At 33.3% G+C, this 16,105-nt stretch carries 11 protein-coding genes, 1 pseudogene and 1 other annotated feature; of the genes and pseudogenes, 11 read left to right on the forward strand and 1 reads right to left on the reverse strand.

The annotated features are described in order from the left end of the window. Nucleotides 1-205 precede the first annotated feature (205 nt). From ACESR5_RS09420 to ilvB, 9 genes are all read left to right on the forward strand, one after another. On the forward strand, nt 206-1,096 hold the full coding sequence (locus ACESR5_RS09420) for a hypothetical protein (protein WP_373155252.1): 891 nt from the start codon (nt 206-208) through the stop codon (nt 1,094-1,096). Nucleotides 1,097-1,643: 547 nt separating this feature from the next. Continuing rightward, nucleotides 1,644-1,898 (forward strand) — a binding site (T-box leader). A 59-nt stretch (nt 1,899-1,957) separates the two neighbouring features. Beyond that, nucleotides 1,958-3,643 carry a 2-isopropylmalate synthase gene (gene leuA / locus ACESR5_RS09425; protein WP_373155254.1) on the forward strand — a complete coding sequence of 562 codons (1,686 nt, stop codon included), beginning with the start codon at nt 1,958-1,960 and terminating at the stop codon, nt 3,641-3,643. Nucleotides 3,644-3,646: 3 nt separating this feature from the next. Continuing rightward, nucleotides 3,647-4,162, forward strand: coding sequence for an acetolactate synthase small subunit (ilvN, locus tag ACESR5_RS09430; protein WP_087935617.1), 516 nt, complete (start codon nt 3,647-3,649; stop codon nt 4,160-4,162). A 4-nt stretch (nt 4,163-4,166) separates the two neighbouring features. Next, nucleotides 4,167-5,183, forward strand: a complete 1,017-nt coding sequence (ilvC, locus tag ACESR5_RS09435; RefSeq protein WP_087297218.1) for a ketol-acid reductoisomerase — start codon at nt 4,167-4,169, stop codon at nt 5,181-5,183. Between the two features lie 82 nt (nt 5,184-5,265). Continuing rightward, on the forward strand, nt 5,266-6,537 hold the full coding sequence (leuC, locus tag ACESR5_RS09440; protein WP_373155257.1) for a 3-isopropylmalate dehydratase large subunit: 1,272 nt from the start codon (nt 5,266-5,268) through the stop codon (nt 6,535-6,537). A 1-nt stretch (nt 6,538) separates the two neighbouring features. After that, on the forward strand, nt 6,539-7,033 hold the full coding sequence (leuD, locus tag ACESR5_RS09445; protein ID WP_087243837.1) for a 3-isopropylmalate dehydratase small subunit: 495 nt from the start codon (nt 6,539-6,541) through the stop codon (nt 7,031-7,033). Nucleotides 7,034-7,036: 3 nt separating this feature from the next. After that, entirely contained in the window at nt 7,037-8,119 is a 1,083-nt protein-coding gene (gene leuB / locus ACESR5_RS09450; RefSeq protein WP_373155259.1) for a 3-isopropylmalate dehydrogenase, read from the forward strand. Nucleotides 8,120-8,130: 11 nt separating this feature from the next. Beyond that, nucleotides 8,131-9,798, forward strand: coding sequence for a dihydroxy-acid dehydratase (ilvD, locus tag ACESR5_RS09455; protein WP_373155261.1), 1,668 nt, complete (start codon nt 8,131-8,133; stop codon nt 9,796-9,798). 10 nt (nt 9,799-9,808) lie between these two features. After that, on the forward strand, nt 9,809-11,485 hold the full coding sequence (ilvB, locus tag ACESR5_RS09460) for a biosynthetic-type acetolactate synthase large subunit (protein WP_373155263.1): 1,677 nt from the start codon (nt 9,809-9,811) through the stop codon (nt 11,483-11,485). Nucleotides 11,486-11,659: 174 nt separating this feature from the next. On the opposite strand, the pseudogene ACESR5_RS09465 reads toward ilvB, so the two are convergent. Next, nucleotides 11,660-11,998: pseudogene (locus tag ACESR5_RS09465) on the reverse strand (5'-methylthioadenosine/S-adenosylhomocysteine nucleosidase); the annotation flags it as partial. Nucleotides 11,999-12,626: 628 nt separating this feature from the next. Between ACESR5_RS09465 and ACESR5_RS09470 the strand changes: the two are divergent. Both ACESR5_RS09470 and ACESR5_RS09475 read left to right on the forward strand, forming a co-directional pair. After that, nucleotides 12,627-14,948, forward strand: a complete 2,322-nt coding sequence (locus ACESR5_RS09470) for an HAD-IC family P-type ATPase (RefSeq protein ID WP_289527277.1) — start codon at nt 12,627-12,629, stop codon at nt 14,946-14,948. A gap of 202 nt (nt 14,949-15,150) precedes the next feature. After that, nucleotides 15,151-16,044, forward strand: coding sequence for a haloacid dehalogenase-like hydrolase (locus ACESR5_RS09475; RefSeq protein WP_373155265.1), 894 nt, complete (start codon nt 15,151-15,153; stop codon nt 16,042-16,044). Nucleotides 16,045-16,105 lie beyond the last annotated feature (61 nt).

A 16,105-nucleotide genomic window follows, 5' to 3' on the forward strand; every position in this document is an offset into this window, starting at 1 on the left:
AGTGAATATTAAGTATAAATGAATGGTATTTATGTTTTTCTTGATTTATGATTAAATAATGTTGTAGTGCATTATATATAAATATTTGAATAAGAAGGGAAAATTGTAGATTAAAAATCTTCAATATGATAGAAAAATGAATATAAACTTGAAAAAAATATCAGTATCATTATTAGCGTCTGCTTTTCTATTCTCGGTGATAGAAATGCAGAATGTTTCAGCTTTTTCTAATGATGAAAAAGAAATTGTATTAGATAGTAATGGAGATGAAACAAACACAACAATTGATGAAATCAATGCAATTATTGATTTGCAAAATGAAGCATTTGTTGAGGAAAATTTCAGTTCTGTAAAAGAATATGAAAATCAATTGAATAGTTTAGGTGTCCAAACTGTTACGGGATCTGAATTGACAAAAATCATTGGTGAAGATCAAGTTGGAGGTATTGCTAAAGTTAAAGGTGCAACAATGAAAACAGTATATAGTAAATATACTACTGGAGGAAAAACATATGATGTCATGAGAGTGCTTGCAACTCCCACGACAAGTAGTAATTTATACAAAACTGGTGTTACTGCTTTGAAATCTAATACCTCAGCTCAAGCAAAAACGTTTAGTGTTTTAAAAACAATTGGAAAAACAGTAGCTGGTGAAAGTAAAGCTGGAAAAGCTATTTCAGCATATGATTTTATTAAATCAGTTGCATCTGATATATCAAGTACAACAACTGTTACAAGTATAAGTAGTTCATATACTTGGAATACTGCTGAAACATGCTCTTTTGTCTATTTTAAATCACCAAGTGGATTATGGGTTCATTCGGCTTCTTATACAAAAGCATCATGCACGGTGACAGTTGTTGTTCCTACACTTAAATATGGAGCTAATGGTGCAAAAACAGCTCATAGAACTGCTACTTATACTAGCACGTTTACTCCAGCATATTATGACAGTACATCTAAGGCTTATGCAGGATATAAAGGTTCAACATATATATCACAGAGAATTAAATCAGTAAATATTACTGGAGTATCAGGAAAAACAGTAAAAAATGTTGCCTTGACATGTCCATATAATACGACTATGGTAAATTGAGTTAATGAAACGAAGATATAAAAAATTTGTCATTTATATGCTAGTATATGACTTTTTGGCGATTCTTGTGGTATCAGCTACCACAGTTGTTCCCGTTAATATTAATCTGGATATATTCTATTATGTATTATGTTTCATTGGTTTTATTGGAACGGTAGCTATTTATGTCTTATATCCTTTTATATGGAGATGTCATTTTTGTGGTAGTTTACTGGATATGAGTAGCATATTTTCTGGTAAGAAGTGTTCACACTGTGGCACAGATATATTTGATGACTAGAATTATTAAAAATGATAAAATTGGGTGCTATGATAAGGCTTCAAATAAAGCTATATATCTATTTTGATATATAGTTTTTTATCTTTTATATAGGAATTGATTGCTTATGATGGGGTAAAAGATATTTTTTTGTTGTGTTTTATTTTTTGAAAAAGGCGAAAAATAGAATATAATATTTCATAAAACCAAAAAAAGAAATGCTTAAAAATATAAAATATGGTTGACTATATTTATAAAAAGGTATATGATATATCCAACAACTCTATAATAAATACAGTGATAGGAAATAGTAAATAACAAATGATGCATAGAGAAGTTCTGGCTGGTGGAAAGAACTGTGAAAGTGTTATTGAACTCGTCCTTGAGTGGAGCACTGAAAAATAAAGTAAGCTGCTACGGAATGCGACCGTTATCACGCTAGAGTATGAACTTATATGAATAAGCGTACTTGATAAGGTTATTGTCGTGAGGCAATAATGAATATGAGGTGGAACCACGAAGTCATGAACTCTCGTCCTCAACTATGATGTTTTTCATGGTGAGAACGAGTTTTTTTATTATAGGAAAGGGGAGGAAAATATATGAACTATAAAAAATATAGAAGATTTGAAACAATTAAATTGGCAGATCGTACATGGCCAGATCATGAAATTGAACAAGCGCCTATCTGGTGTTCGGTTGATTTACGTGATGGGAATCAAGCTTTAATTACACCAATGGATATTAGTGAAAAAGTAGAAATGTTTCAAATGCTTGTTGATTTAGGCTTTAAAGAGATAGAAGTTGGTTTTCCATCATCATCACAGATTGAGTTTGACTTTTTAAGATTACTAATAGATAAAAATCTGATACCTGATGATGTGACAGTGCAGGTATTAACACAAGCGAGAGAACATTTGATTAAAAGAACATTTGAATCCTTAAAAGGATTAAAAAAGGCGATTGTGCATATTTATAATTCAACATCTATTTTACAAAGAGATGTTGTGTTTCATAAGAGTAAGGAAGAAATTAAGAAAATTGCTGTTGATGGAACAAAATTAGTCAAGGAGTTATCTCAGGATTTTGATGGAGAAGTTATTTTAGAATATTCGCCTGAAAGTTTTACTGGTACGGAAGTTGATTATGCGATGGAAGTCTGTGAAGCTGTTTTAGATACTTGGGGTGCTTCAAAAGAACATAAAGTGATTATTAATTTACCATCTACAGTTGAAATGGATACACCAAATGTATACGCCGATCAGATTGAATGGATGTGCCGTCATTTTAAAGATAGAGAAAGAGTTATTGTGAGTGTTCATCCACATAATGATAGAGGTTGTGGTGTGGCTTCTACTGAACTTGCTTTATTGGCAGGAGCTGATCGTGTTGAAGGAACATTGTTTGGAAATGGGGAAAGAACAGGAAATGTTGATATTGTGACATTGGCTTTAAATATGTTTACACATGGCATTGATCCAAAATTGGAATTAGGTCAAATGAATCAAATTAAAGATGTTTACGAAAAATGTACAAAAATGGAAATTCCACCAAGACAGCCATATGCTGGAGAACTTGTTTTTACTGCCTTTTCTGGCAGCCATCAAGATGCCATTAATAAAGGTATGTATGCTTATCATCAACGTGGAGATGGTATTTGGGAAGTCCCTTATTTACCAATTGATCCAGCTGACTTAAATCGTCAATATGAGCCAATTGTACGTATTAATTCACAATCAGGTAAAGGTGGAGTGGCTTTTGTTATGGATACAGTCTTTGGATATCATTTACCAAAAGCTTTACAGGCTGATTTTGCAAAAGCTATTCAAAATATTAGTGAAATTGAAGGAGAAGTTTCTCCAGAACGTATTTATGACACATTTAAAAAGGAATATATAGATTTGGAATATCCATATAAATTTATTAAACAGAGATTAATAGATATTAGTGATGAAGATAATGAATATGAAAGACGCGCTGAAGTGACAATTGAAGATCATGGTGAAGTGAAAACTTTAATTGGATATGGCAATGGACCTATTGATGCAGTTAAGAATGCATTCAATGCCACAGATGATTTTCTATATACAGATTTAGTGGATTATAGTGAACATGCTTTAACATCTGGTTCAAATTCTAAAGCTGCTGCCTATGTCCAATTAAGACCACAAGGTGAAGAGCTTTGTGAATATGGGGTAGGAGTGCATTTGAATATTACAACAGCGACGATTAAAGCTATGATTTCAGCTATGAATCGTATTTATAAAAATATAAAAAAGGAAGGATAATTTATGGAAGAACTTATTTTATCAATTCTTGTACACAATAGTGCAGGAGTTCTGACACGTGTGAGTGGTTTGTTTTCAAGACGTGGTTATAACATTGATAGTTTAACCGTAGGACCAACAAACACAGAAGGGATTTCAAGAATGACAGTGGTTGCACATGGGAATCAGCAAATTCTTGAACAGATTGAAAAACAGCTTAGAAAATTAGAAGATGTCATTGAAATCTTTGCCTTACCAAGCGAAGCATCTGTTTACCGTGAACTTGTCATGATTAAAGTAGAAGCTGATTGTCATACACGTGCAGATATTGTTTCAATCGTCGATATATTTAGAGCTAAGATTGTGGATGTGTCACCAGATTCAATGGTTATTGAAGTAACAGGAACACATAATAAAATCAATGGTTTATTAGCAATGTTAGATGGCTTCAATATTGTTGAGATCGTGCGTACTGGTTTAGCTGGTATTTCAAGAGGTCTTAATAATTTTGAAATAAATAAGAAAGAAAACAGGGGGTAAAAAAATGTCAAAAATTTATTATGAATCAGATTGTAATTTAGCTTTATTGGATGGAAAAACAGTCGCTATTATTGGTTATGGATCACAAGGGCATGCTCATGCATTGAACTTAAAAGAATCAGGAGTGCATGTTATTGTAGGACTATATGAAGGTTCAAAATCTTGGGCAAAAGCTGAAGCTCAAGGATTTGAAGTTTATACTTCAGCTGAAGCTGCTAAAAAAGCAGATATTATTATGATTTTAATTAATGATGAATTACAGGCAAAATTATATAAAGAATCAATTGAACCAAATTTGGAAGAAGGAAACATGTTGATGTTTGCACATGGATTTAATATTCATTTTGGTCAAATTGTGCCACCAAAAAATGTTGATGTGACAATGATTGCACCTAAAGCACCAGGACATACAGTACGTAGTGAATATCAGGCTGGAAAAGGAACACCATGTTTAGTAGCAGTAGAACAAGATGCAACAGGTCGAGCTTTAGATATGGCTTTGGCTTATGGTTTAGCTATTGGTGGGGCAAGAGCAGGTATTTTGGAAACAACATTCAGAACTGAAACTGAAACTGACTTATTTGGTGAACAGGCTGTATTATGTGGTGGTGTCTGTGCATTAATGCAGGCTGGTTTTGAAACATTAGTAGAAGCAGGATATGATCCAAAGAATGCATATTTTGAATGTATTCATGAAATGAAATTGATTGTTGATTTGATCTATCAATCAGGATTTGAAGGAATGAGATATTCTATTTCAAATACAGCAGAATATGGAGATTATATTACTGGACCAAAGATTATTACTGAAGATACAAAGAAAGCTATGCGTCAAATCTTAAAAGATATTCAAGATGGAACATTTGCGAAAGATTTCTTATTAGATATGTCACCAGCTGGAGGACAAGCTCATTTCAAAGCTATGCGTAAATTAGCTAAAGAACATCAAAGTGAAAAAGTTGGAAAAGAAATCAGAAGTTTATATAGCTGGTCTGATGAAGATAAATTAATTAATAACTAAAATACACACACTTTGTGTGTGTTCAGTAAAGAGTCAAATGACTCTTTAGTGAGGACATACAAAGTCATAAGGGGGAATATATATGTCAATGACAATGACACAGAAAATATTAGCTGGTCATGCAGGATTGAAAGAAGTTGTGGCTGGTCAGTTAATTGAAGCAAAACTAGATGTTGTAATGGCTAATGATATTACAGGGCCAATGGCTTTGCCGATTTTTAAACAAATGGCTGATCATGTTTTTGATAAGGATAAGGTTGTTTTGGTTCCTGATCATTTTACGCCTAATAAAGATATGAAATCAGCAGAAAATTCAAAGGCCATCAGAGAGTTTTCTAGAGAACAGTGTTTAACACACCATATGGAACAGGGGAAATGTGGTGTTGAACATGCGATTTTACCAGAACAGGGAATTGTCGTTGCTGGAGAGTGTATTATTGGGGCTGACTCACATACTTGTACTTATGGAGCGTTAGGGGCTTTTTCAACAGGTGTTGGAACAACTGATATTGCGACAGGTATGGCTACAGGAGAACTTTGGTTTAAGGTGCCAAGTGCTATTAAGTTTGTTTTAAAAGGAGCATTACAGCCGTATGTCAGTGGTAAAGATGTGATTTTACATATTATTGGACGTATTGGTGTTGATGGTGCTTTATATAAATCTATGGAATTTACTGGGGAAGGTGTTTCTTCTTTAACGATGGATGATCGTTTTACAATTTGTAATATGGCGATTGAAGCAGGCGCTAAAAATGGTATTTTCCCAGTTGATGAGAAAACAAGAGAATATATGAAACAACATTCAAAGAAAAGTTATAAAGAGTATCAGGCAGATGAAGATGCAGAATATGATGAAGTCATTGAAATTGATTTATCAAAAATTACACCAACTGTGGCTTTCCCTCATTTACCAGGAAATGCACATACAATGGAAGAAATCAATGAAAGTGAAAAGATTTATATTGATCAAGTTGTGATTGGTTCATGTACGAATGGTCGTTTAAGTGATTTGCGTAAAGCTGCGGCGTTATTAAAAGGAAAGAAAGTCGCTGATACAGTTAGAGTCATGGTCATTCCTGCAACACAGAAAATCTTTGTGGAATGTATTCGAGAAGGTTTGGCAGAAATTTTTGTGGAAGCAGGATGTGCATTCAATACACCAAGCTGTGGACCATGTATGGGTGGTCATATGGGTGTTATGGCAAAAGGTGAAAAATGTGTTTCTACAACAAACCGTAACTTTGTAGGAAGAATGGGAGATACAGAATCTTTGATTTATCTAGCTTCTCCTGAGGTTGCGGCAGCGAGTGCTATTGCAGGATATATAGCTGATCCAAGAAAGGTGGGAAAATAACATGAAAGCCCAAGGAACTGTTTTGAAATATGGGGATAATGTGGATACGGATGTGATTATCCCTGCACGTTATTTAAATTCATTTGATGCAAAAGAATTAGCCAGTCACGCCATGGTGGATATTGATCCAACATTTGTAGAAAGATTAAATCCAGGAGATATTATGGTGGCTGGAAAGAATTTTGGGTGTGGGTCTTCACGTGAACATGCTCCATTAGCTTTAAAAACAGCTGGAGTCAGTTGTGTTATTGCCCAGTCTTTTGCTCGTATTTTTTATCGTAATTCGATTAATATTGGATTTGCTATTTTGGAATGTCCTGAAGCTGCTCAAGACATAGATGAAGGCAATCAGGTAGAAGTTGATTTTGATACAGGAATCATTAAAAATATAACAAAAAATAAACAATATCAGGCACAGCCATTCCCTGAATTTTTACAAAAAATGATTCAGGCAAATGGATTGGTGAATTATGTTAACGAAAAGAAAAGAGGATAATCTATGGAAAAAACAATTGCAGTCATTAAAGGTGATGGTATTGGTCCAGAAATTGTCAATGAAGCATTGAAAGTCTTAGATGCTATTGCCAAGAAATATCATCATACTTTTCATTATCAATATATAGATATGGGTGGTATATCCATTGATAAATATGGTGTGCCTTTGACTGATGAAGCTATTGAAATGGCTCAAAAAAGTGATGCCGTTTTATTAGGCTCTATTGGTGGGGATACAAATACTTCACCATGGTATCAGTTAGAACCATCATTAAGACCAGAAGCCGGGTTGTTAAAGATGCGTAAAGCTTTGGGGTTATTTGCCAATTTAAGACCTGCTTATTTATATAAAGAATTAAAAGGTGCCTGTCCATTAAAAGAAGAATTAAGTCAGGATGGTTTTGATATGATCATTGTTCGTGAGTTAACAGGTGGACTTTATTTTGGTGAAAGGGAAACCAAAGAGATTGATGGACAGATGGTGGCTCATGATAATCTGATTTATAGTGAAGCAGAAATTCGTCGTATTGCTAAACGTGCATTTGATATTGCCATGAAGCGACGTCATAAAGTGACAAGTGTCGATAAGGCTAATGTTTTAGATACTTCTCGTTTATGGCGAAAAGTTGTCAATGAAGTTGCCAAAGATTATCCAGATGTGAAATTAGAACATATGCTTGTGGATAACTGTGCAATGCAGTTAGTCAAAGATCCACGTCAGTTTGATGTCATTTTGACTGAAAATATGTTTGGAGATATTTTAAGTGATGAAGCTAGTATGATTACCGGATCAATTGGTATGTTATCAAGTGCATCATTAAGAGAAGATAAACTGGGTATGTATGAACCAAGTCATGGAAGTGCACCAGATATTGCTGGAAAGAATATTGCCAATCCTATCGCAACAATTCTTTCAGCAGCAATGATGCTTCGTTATTCATTTGATATGGATGAAGAAGCAGATGATATTGAACAAGCTGTAGAAAAAGTTTTGGAAAAGAACTATCGTACAACAGATATTATGTCTGAAGGAAAACAACAGGTGACATGTTGTCAAATGGGACAATATGTTGTAGAGAACTTATAGGAGGTAAATGCATGAAAAGTGATCAAGTGAAAAAAGGAGTAGAAAGAGCTCCACATCGTTCATTATTTAATGCTTTGGGAATGACTGAAGAAGAATTAGATAGACCACTCATTGGAGTGGTAAATTCTTATAATGAAATTGTTCCAGGTCATATGAATTTAGATAAAATTGCTGAAGCAGTGAAAAAAGGAATTTATTTAGCAGGTGGAACACCTGTTGAAATACCAGCAATTGCTGTTTGTGATGGTATTGCTATGAATCATACAGGAATGAAGTATTCATTAGTCACAAGAGAATTGATTTGTGATAGTACTGAATGTTTAGCCAACGCACATCAGTTTGATGGTTTGGTAATGATTCCAAACTGTGATAAAAATGTTCCTGGTTTATTAATGGCAGCCGCAAGAATTAATGTGCCAACAATTTTTGTGAGTGGTGGACCAATGCTGGCTGGAAGAAGATTAGATGGCAAACAAACATGTTTATCATCATTATTTGAAGCTGTGGGACAATATAATGCAGGGAAAATCACTGCTGAAAAATTAAAAGAATTTGAAGAAAAAGCATGTCCAACATGTGGTTCATGTTCAGGTATGTATACAGCTAATTCTATGAATTGTTTAACTGAAGTTTTAGGAATGGGATTAAAAGGTAATGGAACTATTCCAGCTGTCTATAGTGAGAGAATCAGATTAGCTAAACATGCCGGTATGCAAATTATGGAATTAGTCAAAAAAGATATTAAACCAAGAGATATTATGACAAAAGATGCTTTTTTAAATGCATTAACTGTTGATATGGCTTTAGGTTGTTCAACAAACTCCATGTTACATTTACCTGCTATCGCATATGAAGCTGGAGTTGAGTTAAATTTAGAAATTGCTAATGAAATCAGTCAACATACACCAAACTTGTGTCATTTAGCGCCTGCAGGGGATACATTTATGGAAGATTTAAATGAAGCTGGTGGTGTGTATGCTGTGATGAATGAATTAGATCAATTAGGTATTTTACACACAGATGTTTTAACTTGTACAACAAAAACATTAAAAGAAAATATTGAAGGATGTGTTAATTTAGATCCAAACATCATTCGACCAGTAGAAAATCCATATATGAAGACAGGTGGAATTGCTGTTTTAAAAGGAAACTTAGCACCTGATAGCTGTGTTGTGAAACAAAGTGCAGTAGCTCAAGAAATGTTACAACATACAGGTCCTGCAAGAGTTTTTGATAGCGAAGAAGAAGCTATTCAAGCTATTCGTGCTGGAAAAATTGTTGCTGGTGATGTTGTTGTGATTCGTTATGAAGGACCTAAAGGTGGTCCGGGAATGCGTGAAATGTTATCACCAACTTCAGAAATTGCAGGTATGGGATTGGATAAAGATGTTGCTTTAATTACAGATGGACGTTTCTCTGGTGCAACACGTGGAGCATCTATTGGTCATGTTTCACCAGAAGCAGCAGTTGGAGGACCAATTGGGCTTGTGAAAGAAGGAGATATGATTGAAATTGATATTATCAATCATCGTATTGAATTATTAGTTAGTGATGAAGAATTAGAAGAAAGAAGAAAGAATTTTAAACCAAAATTACCAGTTGTTAAAGGATATTTGAAAAAATATGCGTCTATGGTGACATCTGCAAACACTGGTGCTGTTTTAAAAGTCAAGGAATAGGGGGAAGTATATGTTATTAACTGGAGCCGATATTGTCATTGAATGTTTATTAGAACAGGGTGTTGATACTGTTTTTGGTTATCCTGGAGGAACAATTTTAAACGTTTATGACAGTTTATATCATTATCGAGATCGAATTAATCATGTTTTGACTTCTCATGAACAAGGGGCTTCACATGCCGCTGATGGCTATGCCAGAGCTACAGGAAAAGTAGGTGTCTGTATGGCTACAAGTGGACCAGGGGCGACAAATCTTGTGACAGGAATAGCAACAGCTTATATGGATTCTGTACCTTTGGTTGCTATTACAGCCAATGTGGGTGTGCCATTGTTAGGAAAAGACAGTTTTCAGGAAGTTGATATTACAGGTGTGACAATGCCTATTACAAAACACAATTATATTGTCAAAGATGTAGAAAGTTTAGCACCAACAATTCGTAAAGCTTTTCAAATTGCAAAAGAAGGAAGACCTGGACCCGTTCTTGTGGATATTACAAAAGATGTCACAGCTGCCAAATGTGAATATCAATCACAAAAACCAGAAAAAATTGAAAGACGCAGTTATACTTATCCAACATCTACTTTAAAACAAGCTATTGAAATGATTGAAAAAAGTGAAAAGCCATTTGTTTTTGTTGGAGGAGGTGTTGTCAGATCTAATGCTTCCCAGGAACTACGTGAGTTTGTAGAAAAGATTGATGCGCCTGTTACCGATTCTTTGATGGGAAAAGGTGCTTTTGATGGAACCAATCCACGTTATACAGGAATGCTTGGAATGCATGGAACAAAAACAAGTAATCTTGGTGTTTCTAACTGTGATTTATTAGTGGCAATAGGTGTCAGATTTAGTGACCGTGTGATTGGAAATGCTCAAAAATTTGCGAGACATGCTAAAATTATTCATATTGATGTTGATGAGGCAGAGATTAATAAAAATGTCAATGTTGATTTAGGTATTGTGGGTGATGCGAAAAGTGTTTTAAATGCTTTGAATTTATTGTTAAAGCAACAAAATCATTCACAGTGGTTAAAGGAAATTAGAGCTTTAAAAGAACAATATCCATTATCTTATGATAGTGATAAATTAACAGGACCATATGTGATTGAACAAATTGAAGCATTAACAGATAATAATGCCATTATCTGTACTGAAGTAGGTCAAAATCAAATGTGGGCAGCTCAATATTACCATTTTAAAAGACCAAGTCAGCTCATTACCAGTGGTGGACTTGGAACAATGGGTTATGGCTTAGGGGCTTCCATTGGTGTAAAATATGGAAAACCTGATCAATATGTCTTTAATATTGCTGGAGATGGATGCTTTAGAATGAACATGAATGAATTAGCAACAGCTTCACGTTATCAAGTCCCTATTATTGAAGTCATTTTAAATAATCATGTTTTAGGAATGGTTCGTCAATGGCAGACATTATTTTATGGAAAACGTTATTCAGCAACTGTACTTGATGATAAAGTTGATTTCTGTAAAACAGCAGAGGGGCTTGGATGTAAAGCCATAAGAGTCACAAAGAAAGAAGAAGTGGCTCCAGCTATTTTGGAAGCAATGGATAGTCAGGGACCAGTAGTGATTGAATGTATGATTGAAGAAGATGATAAAGTCTTCCCAATGGTTGCTCCTGGTGCACCAATTGATGATGTTTTTGATCAAAATGATATACAGGAATAGTCAAAAACTATTCCTTTTTGTATACAATAAATATCCACCAGTTGCTGATGGATATTTATGATTATATTATTTTTAATACAGGCATAGTTAATAATGATATGCTCTTACATAAATAAAGTTGACTTCGAAGATTTTTTAAATGGCATATTTCATCTTTTTCTTATTTTGTCGTTTTCATTTATGCTGATTCCTATATTCTTTTAATATAGCTAAAGTCATATTTTTTGCGATTATAGAAGATTTGACACAATTTTTTTCAAAATTTTCAACACCTTTGTGTTCAGCAGTATCAGTAATACAGCGAATTGAAAGAAATGGTATCTTGTTTACATAGCATACATGAGCGATACTGGCTGTTTCCATATCAACTGCCAAAGGTGCAAATTCATCATTGATTTTTTTACGTCCCATATCTGTTATAAAAGCTTCTCCTGTAACAATTCGTCCCCAAAATACTTTGTTTCTTGATTCTATGTTTTTTACAGCTCTTTTTGATATTTTTATTAAGTCTTGATCTGCTTTAAAAACGGAGAAAGTTCATCATCAGTGGCACATACAATTCCGATTTTCAATTTTATTCCCTTCTTTCGTTTATGAAAATTAAAATTTATCTAAAATAATTATCATCAATTTCTCCAAATAAGAATTTGTAAAATATTTCTATCTCATTATTTTTTGTTCCTATTTATCGTAGGACAAATATACCTTTATTTTTTAATTTAGATAGACTGATTTGAAAATTTATTGTTATATTTTTAAGTGTTGGATAAAAATTGGCTTTTTCTCACATACAAAAATGGAAAAATAATTTGTCTTTAATCGCATTATATCATGTGCTTATAAGTATTTTTATTTCTTTTTCTACTTTTGAAAAGATACTTCATACTATATTGCTGATACAGGTTCTTCTATAACTTTATTATTTATTTTTTATAGATAATCTGACACTTTTGTTGAAAATATCTTAGCTTATTCTTTCAAATAATTTTATTAAAACACAAAACTAAGAATTGCTTATATAAACCAACTGATTTAAATGGTCAATGAAGTTTATTTAGAAAAACTTTAGAAAAAATACATGGCTTTTCCATATAAATATGATAAGATTAGAAATAGTTATATATTAAAAATGGGTGATATTATGAGTGAAGTGAAGGGATTAACAAGTCAGCAGGTGAAAGAACAAGTTCAGTTAGGACATGTGAATGTTTCACCAAAACCTTTAGTTAAGACAAATAGACAGATTTTTTGTGAACATGTGTTTACACTTTTTAATGTTTATAATTTTGTGATTGCCTGTGCTTTGATTTATGTTAAAGCATGGTCAAGTTTATTTTTTGTATTGATTGTCACAATGAATACAGTGATTCATATTTATCAGGATATTCGTTCACGTAATATGGTGGCACGTTTAAATTTAATTATTTCACCAAAGACAAAAGTTTTACGTGATGGCTGTATTCAGGAAATAGATAATGAAGAGATTGTTTTGAATGATGTTGTTTTCTTGGAAACAGGAATGCAGATATCATCAGATTGCATTGTGCTAGATACGCAGGTAGAAGTTGATGAGTCATTATTAACTGGTGAGGCTGATCCGGTTTTAAAAGATATCGGTGATCATCTTTTATCAGGAAGTTTTATTATTTCTGGAGCATGTCATGCTTGTGTTGAACATGTGGGTATGGATAACTATGCAACAAAGATTGCTAGTGAAGCACGTAAACGTAAGCCAGTGACATCAGAGTTGGTGAAGACTTTTAAGAAAGTCACACGTTTTACAAGTATGCTTGTATTACCAATCAGTATTTGCTTGCTTTATCAGGCTATGGGTATCAGAAATGAAACTTTGAATACAACCATTGTCAATACGTCAACAGCATTATTAGGTATGTTACCTATTGGTCTGGTTTTATTAACAAGTGTATCTCTGGCTACTAGCGTTGTAAGACTAGGAAAAAGAAAAGTGTTAGTTCAGGAAATGTTCAGTATTGAAACATTATCCCATGTCGATGTGTTATGTTTGGATAAAACAGGAACATTAACACAGGGAAAAATGCAAGTTCAAGATGTTTATACTTTTGATACACAATGGAGTCATCAATTTTCTTTGATTATGAATTCATTTGTGAAAGGAACTCTTGATAATAATGCAACGTCTTTGACTTTACAGGATTATTTTCAAGGTGAAGCCCCTTATTCCACATTAAGAAGAGTCTCTTTTTCTTCAGCAAGAAAATGGAGTGCACTAGAATTAGAAAATATAGGAACGATTATTGTTGGAGCACCTGAAATCATCTTGCCTGATTTTGTTTTACCAACCCAAATTGAAGAGGCTAAACATCAAGGCGCTAGAATTTTATTGATTGCTAGACATCATGATTTTGATACTTTTCAGGAAGATATGATGCATAGTGTTCCATTGGCAGTGATTGTTATTTTAGATCCATTAAGAGAAGATGCTAAAGAAACAATACAGTTTTTTAAAGATAATGATGTTGATGTGAAAGTTATATCTGGGGATAATCCTGTCACTGTTAGTGCTTTAGCGAGTCAGGCTGGTATTGAAAATGCTCAAAATTATATTGATGCCTCTACATTATCAACGCCACAAGAATTAGAAGATGCCATTTTAAACTATCATGTGATAGGACGTGCCTCACCATCACAGAAACATGAGATGATTTTATGTTTACAAAAACATAAACAAAAGGTTGCGATGACTGGTGATGGCGTGAATGATGTTTTGGCTTTAAAAGATGCTGATGTATCTATTGCTATGGGTTCTGGATCAGATGCCGCTAAACAAATTTCACAATTTGTTGTCATCAATGGTGAACTATCAACAATGGTAGATGTTGTGAAAGAGGGAAGACTGGATATTAATAATGTGACACGTTCTGCTTCGATGTATTATTTAAAAACAATCTATACAATTTTGATATCTATCACATGTATTCTTTTGAATATGCCTTATCCATTTATTCCTTTTCAAATGACATTACTAGATAACTTTGTAGAGGGATTCCCATCATTTATGATTTTATTTGAAAAGAATATCTCTAAACAAAAAGAATCTATTGGTAGATACACAATGCGCTATTCATTTCCAAATGCTATTGCGATTGTTTTATGTGTCATTGCTTTAAAACTATTAGCACCGACATTATCATTATCTTTAAATCAGGCTTTTACAATTCTCTACTATACAACAGCTATTTTATCCATTCATATGATTTATCGTATTTATAGTCCTATTAATCTTTATCGAACAGTCGTTTTAATTGTTGATATTGTAGCTTTTGTGCTTGTTTCTTATATCACATATGATTTATTGCAACTTGCGCCAGTGACTTCACTGTTGCTTCAGTATCTTATCATGACACTTCTTTTTGGTTTGATTGTGTCAACATGTTTATCAAAAATAGTTGTCCATTATTTAGACACACATCCTCAAGACTAGGCTTAGCCTAGTTTTTTGATAATCAGATATAATATCTATTTTAAAGATGTTTATTGATGGATCATAATGATTTTCAATGGAATTGGTATCATAATCATGTTGAGATATTTTATGATATTTTTGAATCCTGAAAAAGTCTTGAGAAATTAAGTTGAAAGCGTTTTGATAAAGCGATATAATATGTGTCAGGAGGATACGGGAAATGAAAAGATTATTAAATTGTACAACAAGTGAAATGTTATCAATGAACAAAGATGAATTGAAACAATCTATTCTAGCCAGTGAAGGAAGAACAATTATGACTGAAACAGTTGTGGCTTGTCCAGCTTTACTTGGTGATTTAACAAATGCTGAATTAGCTGTTTCTTTTGGAAGTGATATGGTTTTATTAAATGTTTTTGATTGCAATAATCCTCATATCAATGGATTACCTGAAACAGATGAACCTGTGAAATTATTAAAGAAATTAGTAGGTAGACCAGTAGGATGTAATCTTGAACCAATTGATGAAAATGCCAAAATGATGGAAAACAGATTAGAAATTTCTAGTGGTCGTCATGCGACAAAAGAAACATTTATAAAAGCTAAAGAATTGGGATTTGATTTTATCTGTTTAACAGGAAATCCTGGAACAGGTGTAAGTAATGCATCTATTGAAAATGCCATTAAACTTGCAAAAGAATACTTTGGTGGAATGATTATTGCAGGTAAAATGCATTCTTCAGGAATTGATGAAGCATTAGTTGATTTAGATAGTATTGAAAGATTTATTGATGCAGGTGCTGATATTATTTTAATGCCTGCTGTTTATACAGTACCTGGTTTATCAGAAGAAGAAGTGACTGCTGCTTGTAAATTAATTAAATCTAAAGGAGCTTTATCATTAAGTTCTATTGGAACTTCTCAAGAAGGTAGTGATGAAGGAACAATTCGACAAATTGCATTAGTCAATAAACGTTGTGGTATTGATATCCAACATATTGGTGATGCTGGTTGGTGTGGTATTGCTTTGCCTGAAAATATTATGGCATTATCAATTGCGATTAGAGGTAAACGTTGGACATATCATAAAATTGCATCTTCAGTGAATAGATAGGATTCTAAAGAGTCCTATTTTTTTATTTGAAAAAACGAGTTTTCTTGTGGTGAGAAATTAT

Origin of the sequence: Clostridium sp. AUH-JLR23 (assembly GCF_964238065.1) — a bacterium.
GTDB classification, from domain to species: Bacteria; Bacillota_I; Bacilli_A; order Erysipelotrichales; family Coprobacillaceae; genus Allocoprobacillus; species Allocoprobacillus merdigallinarum.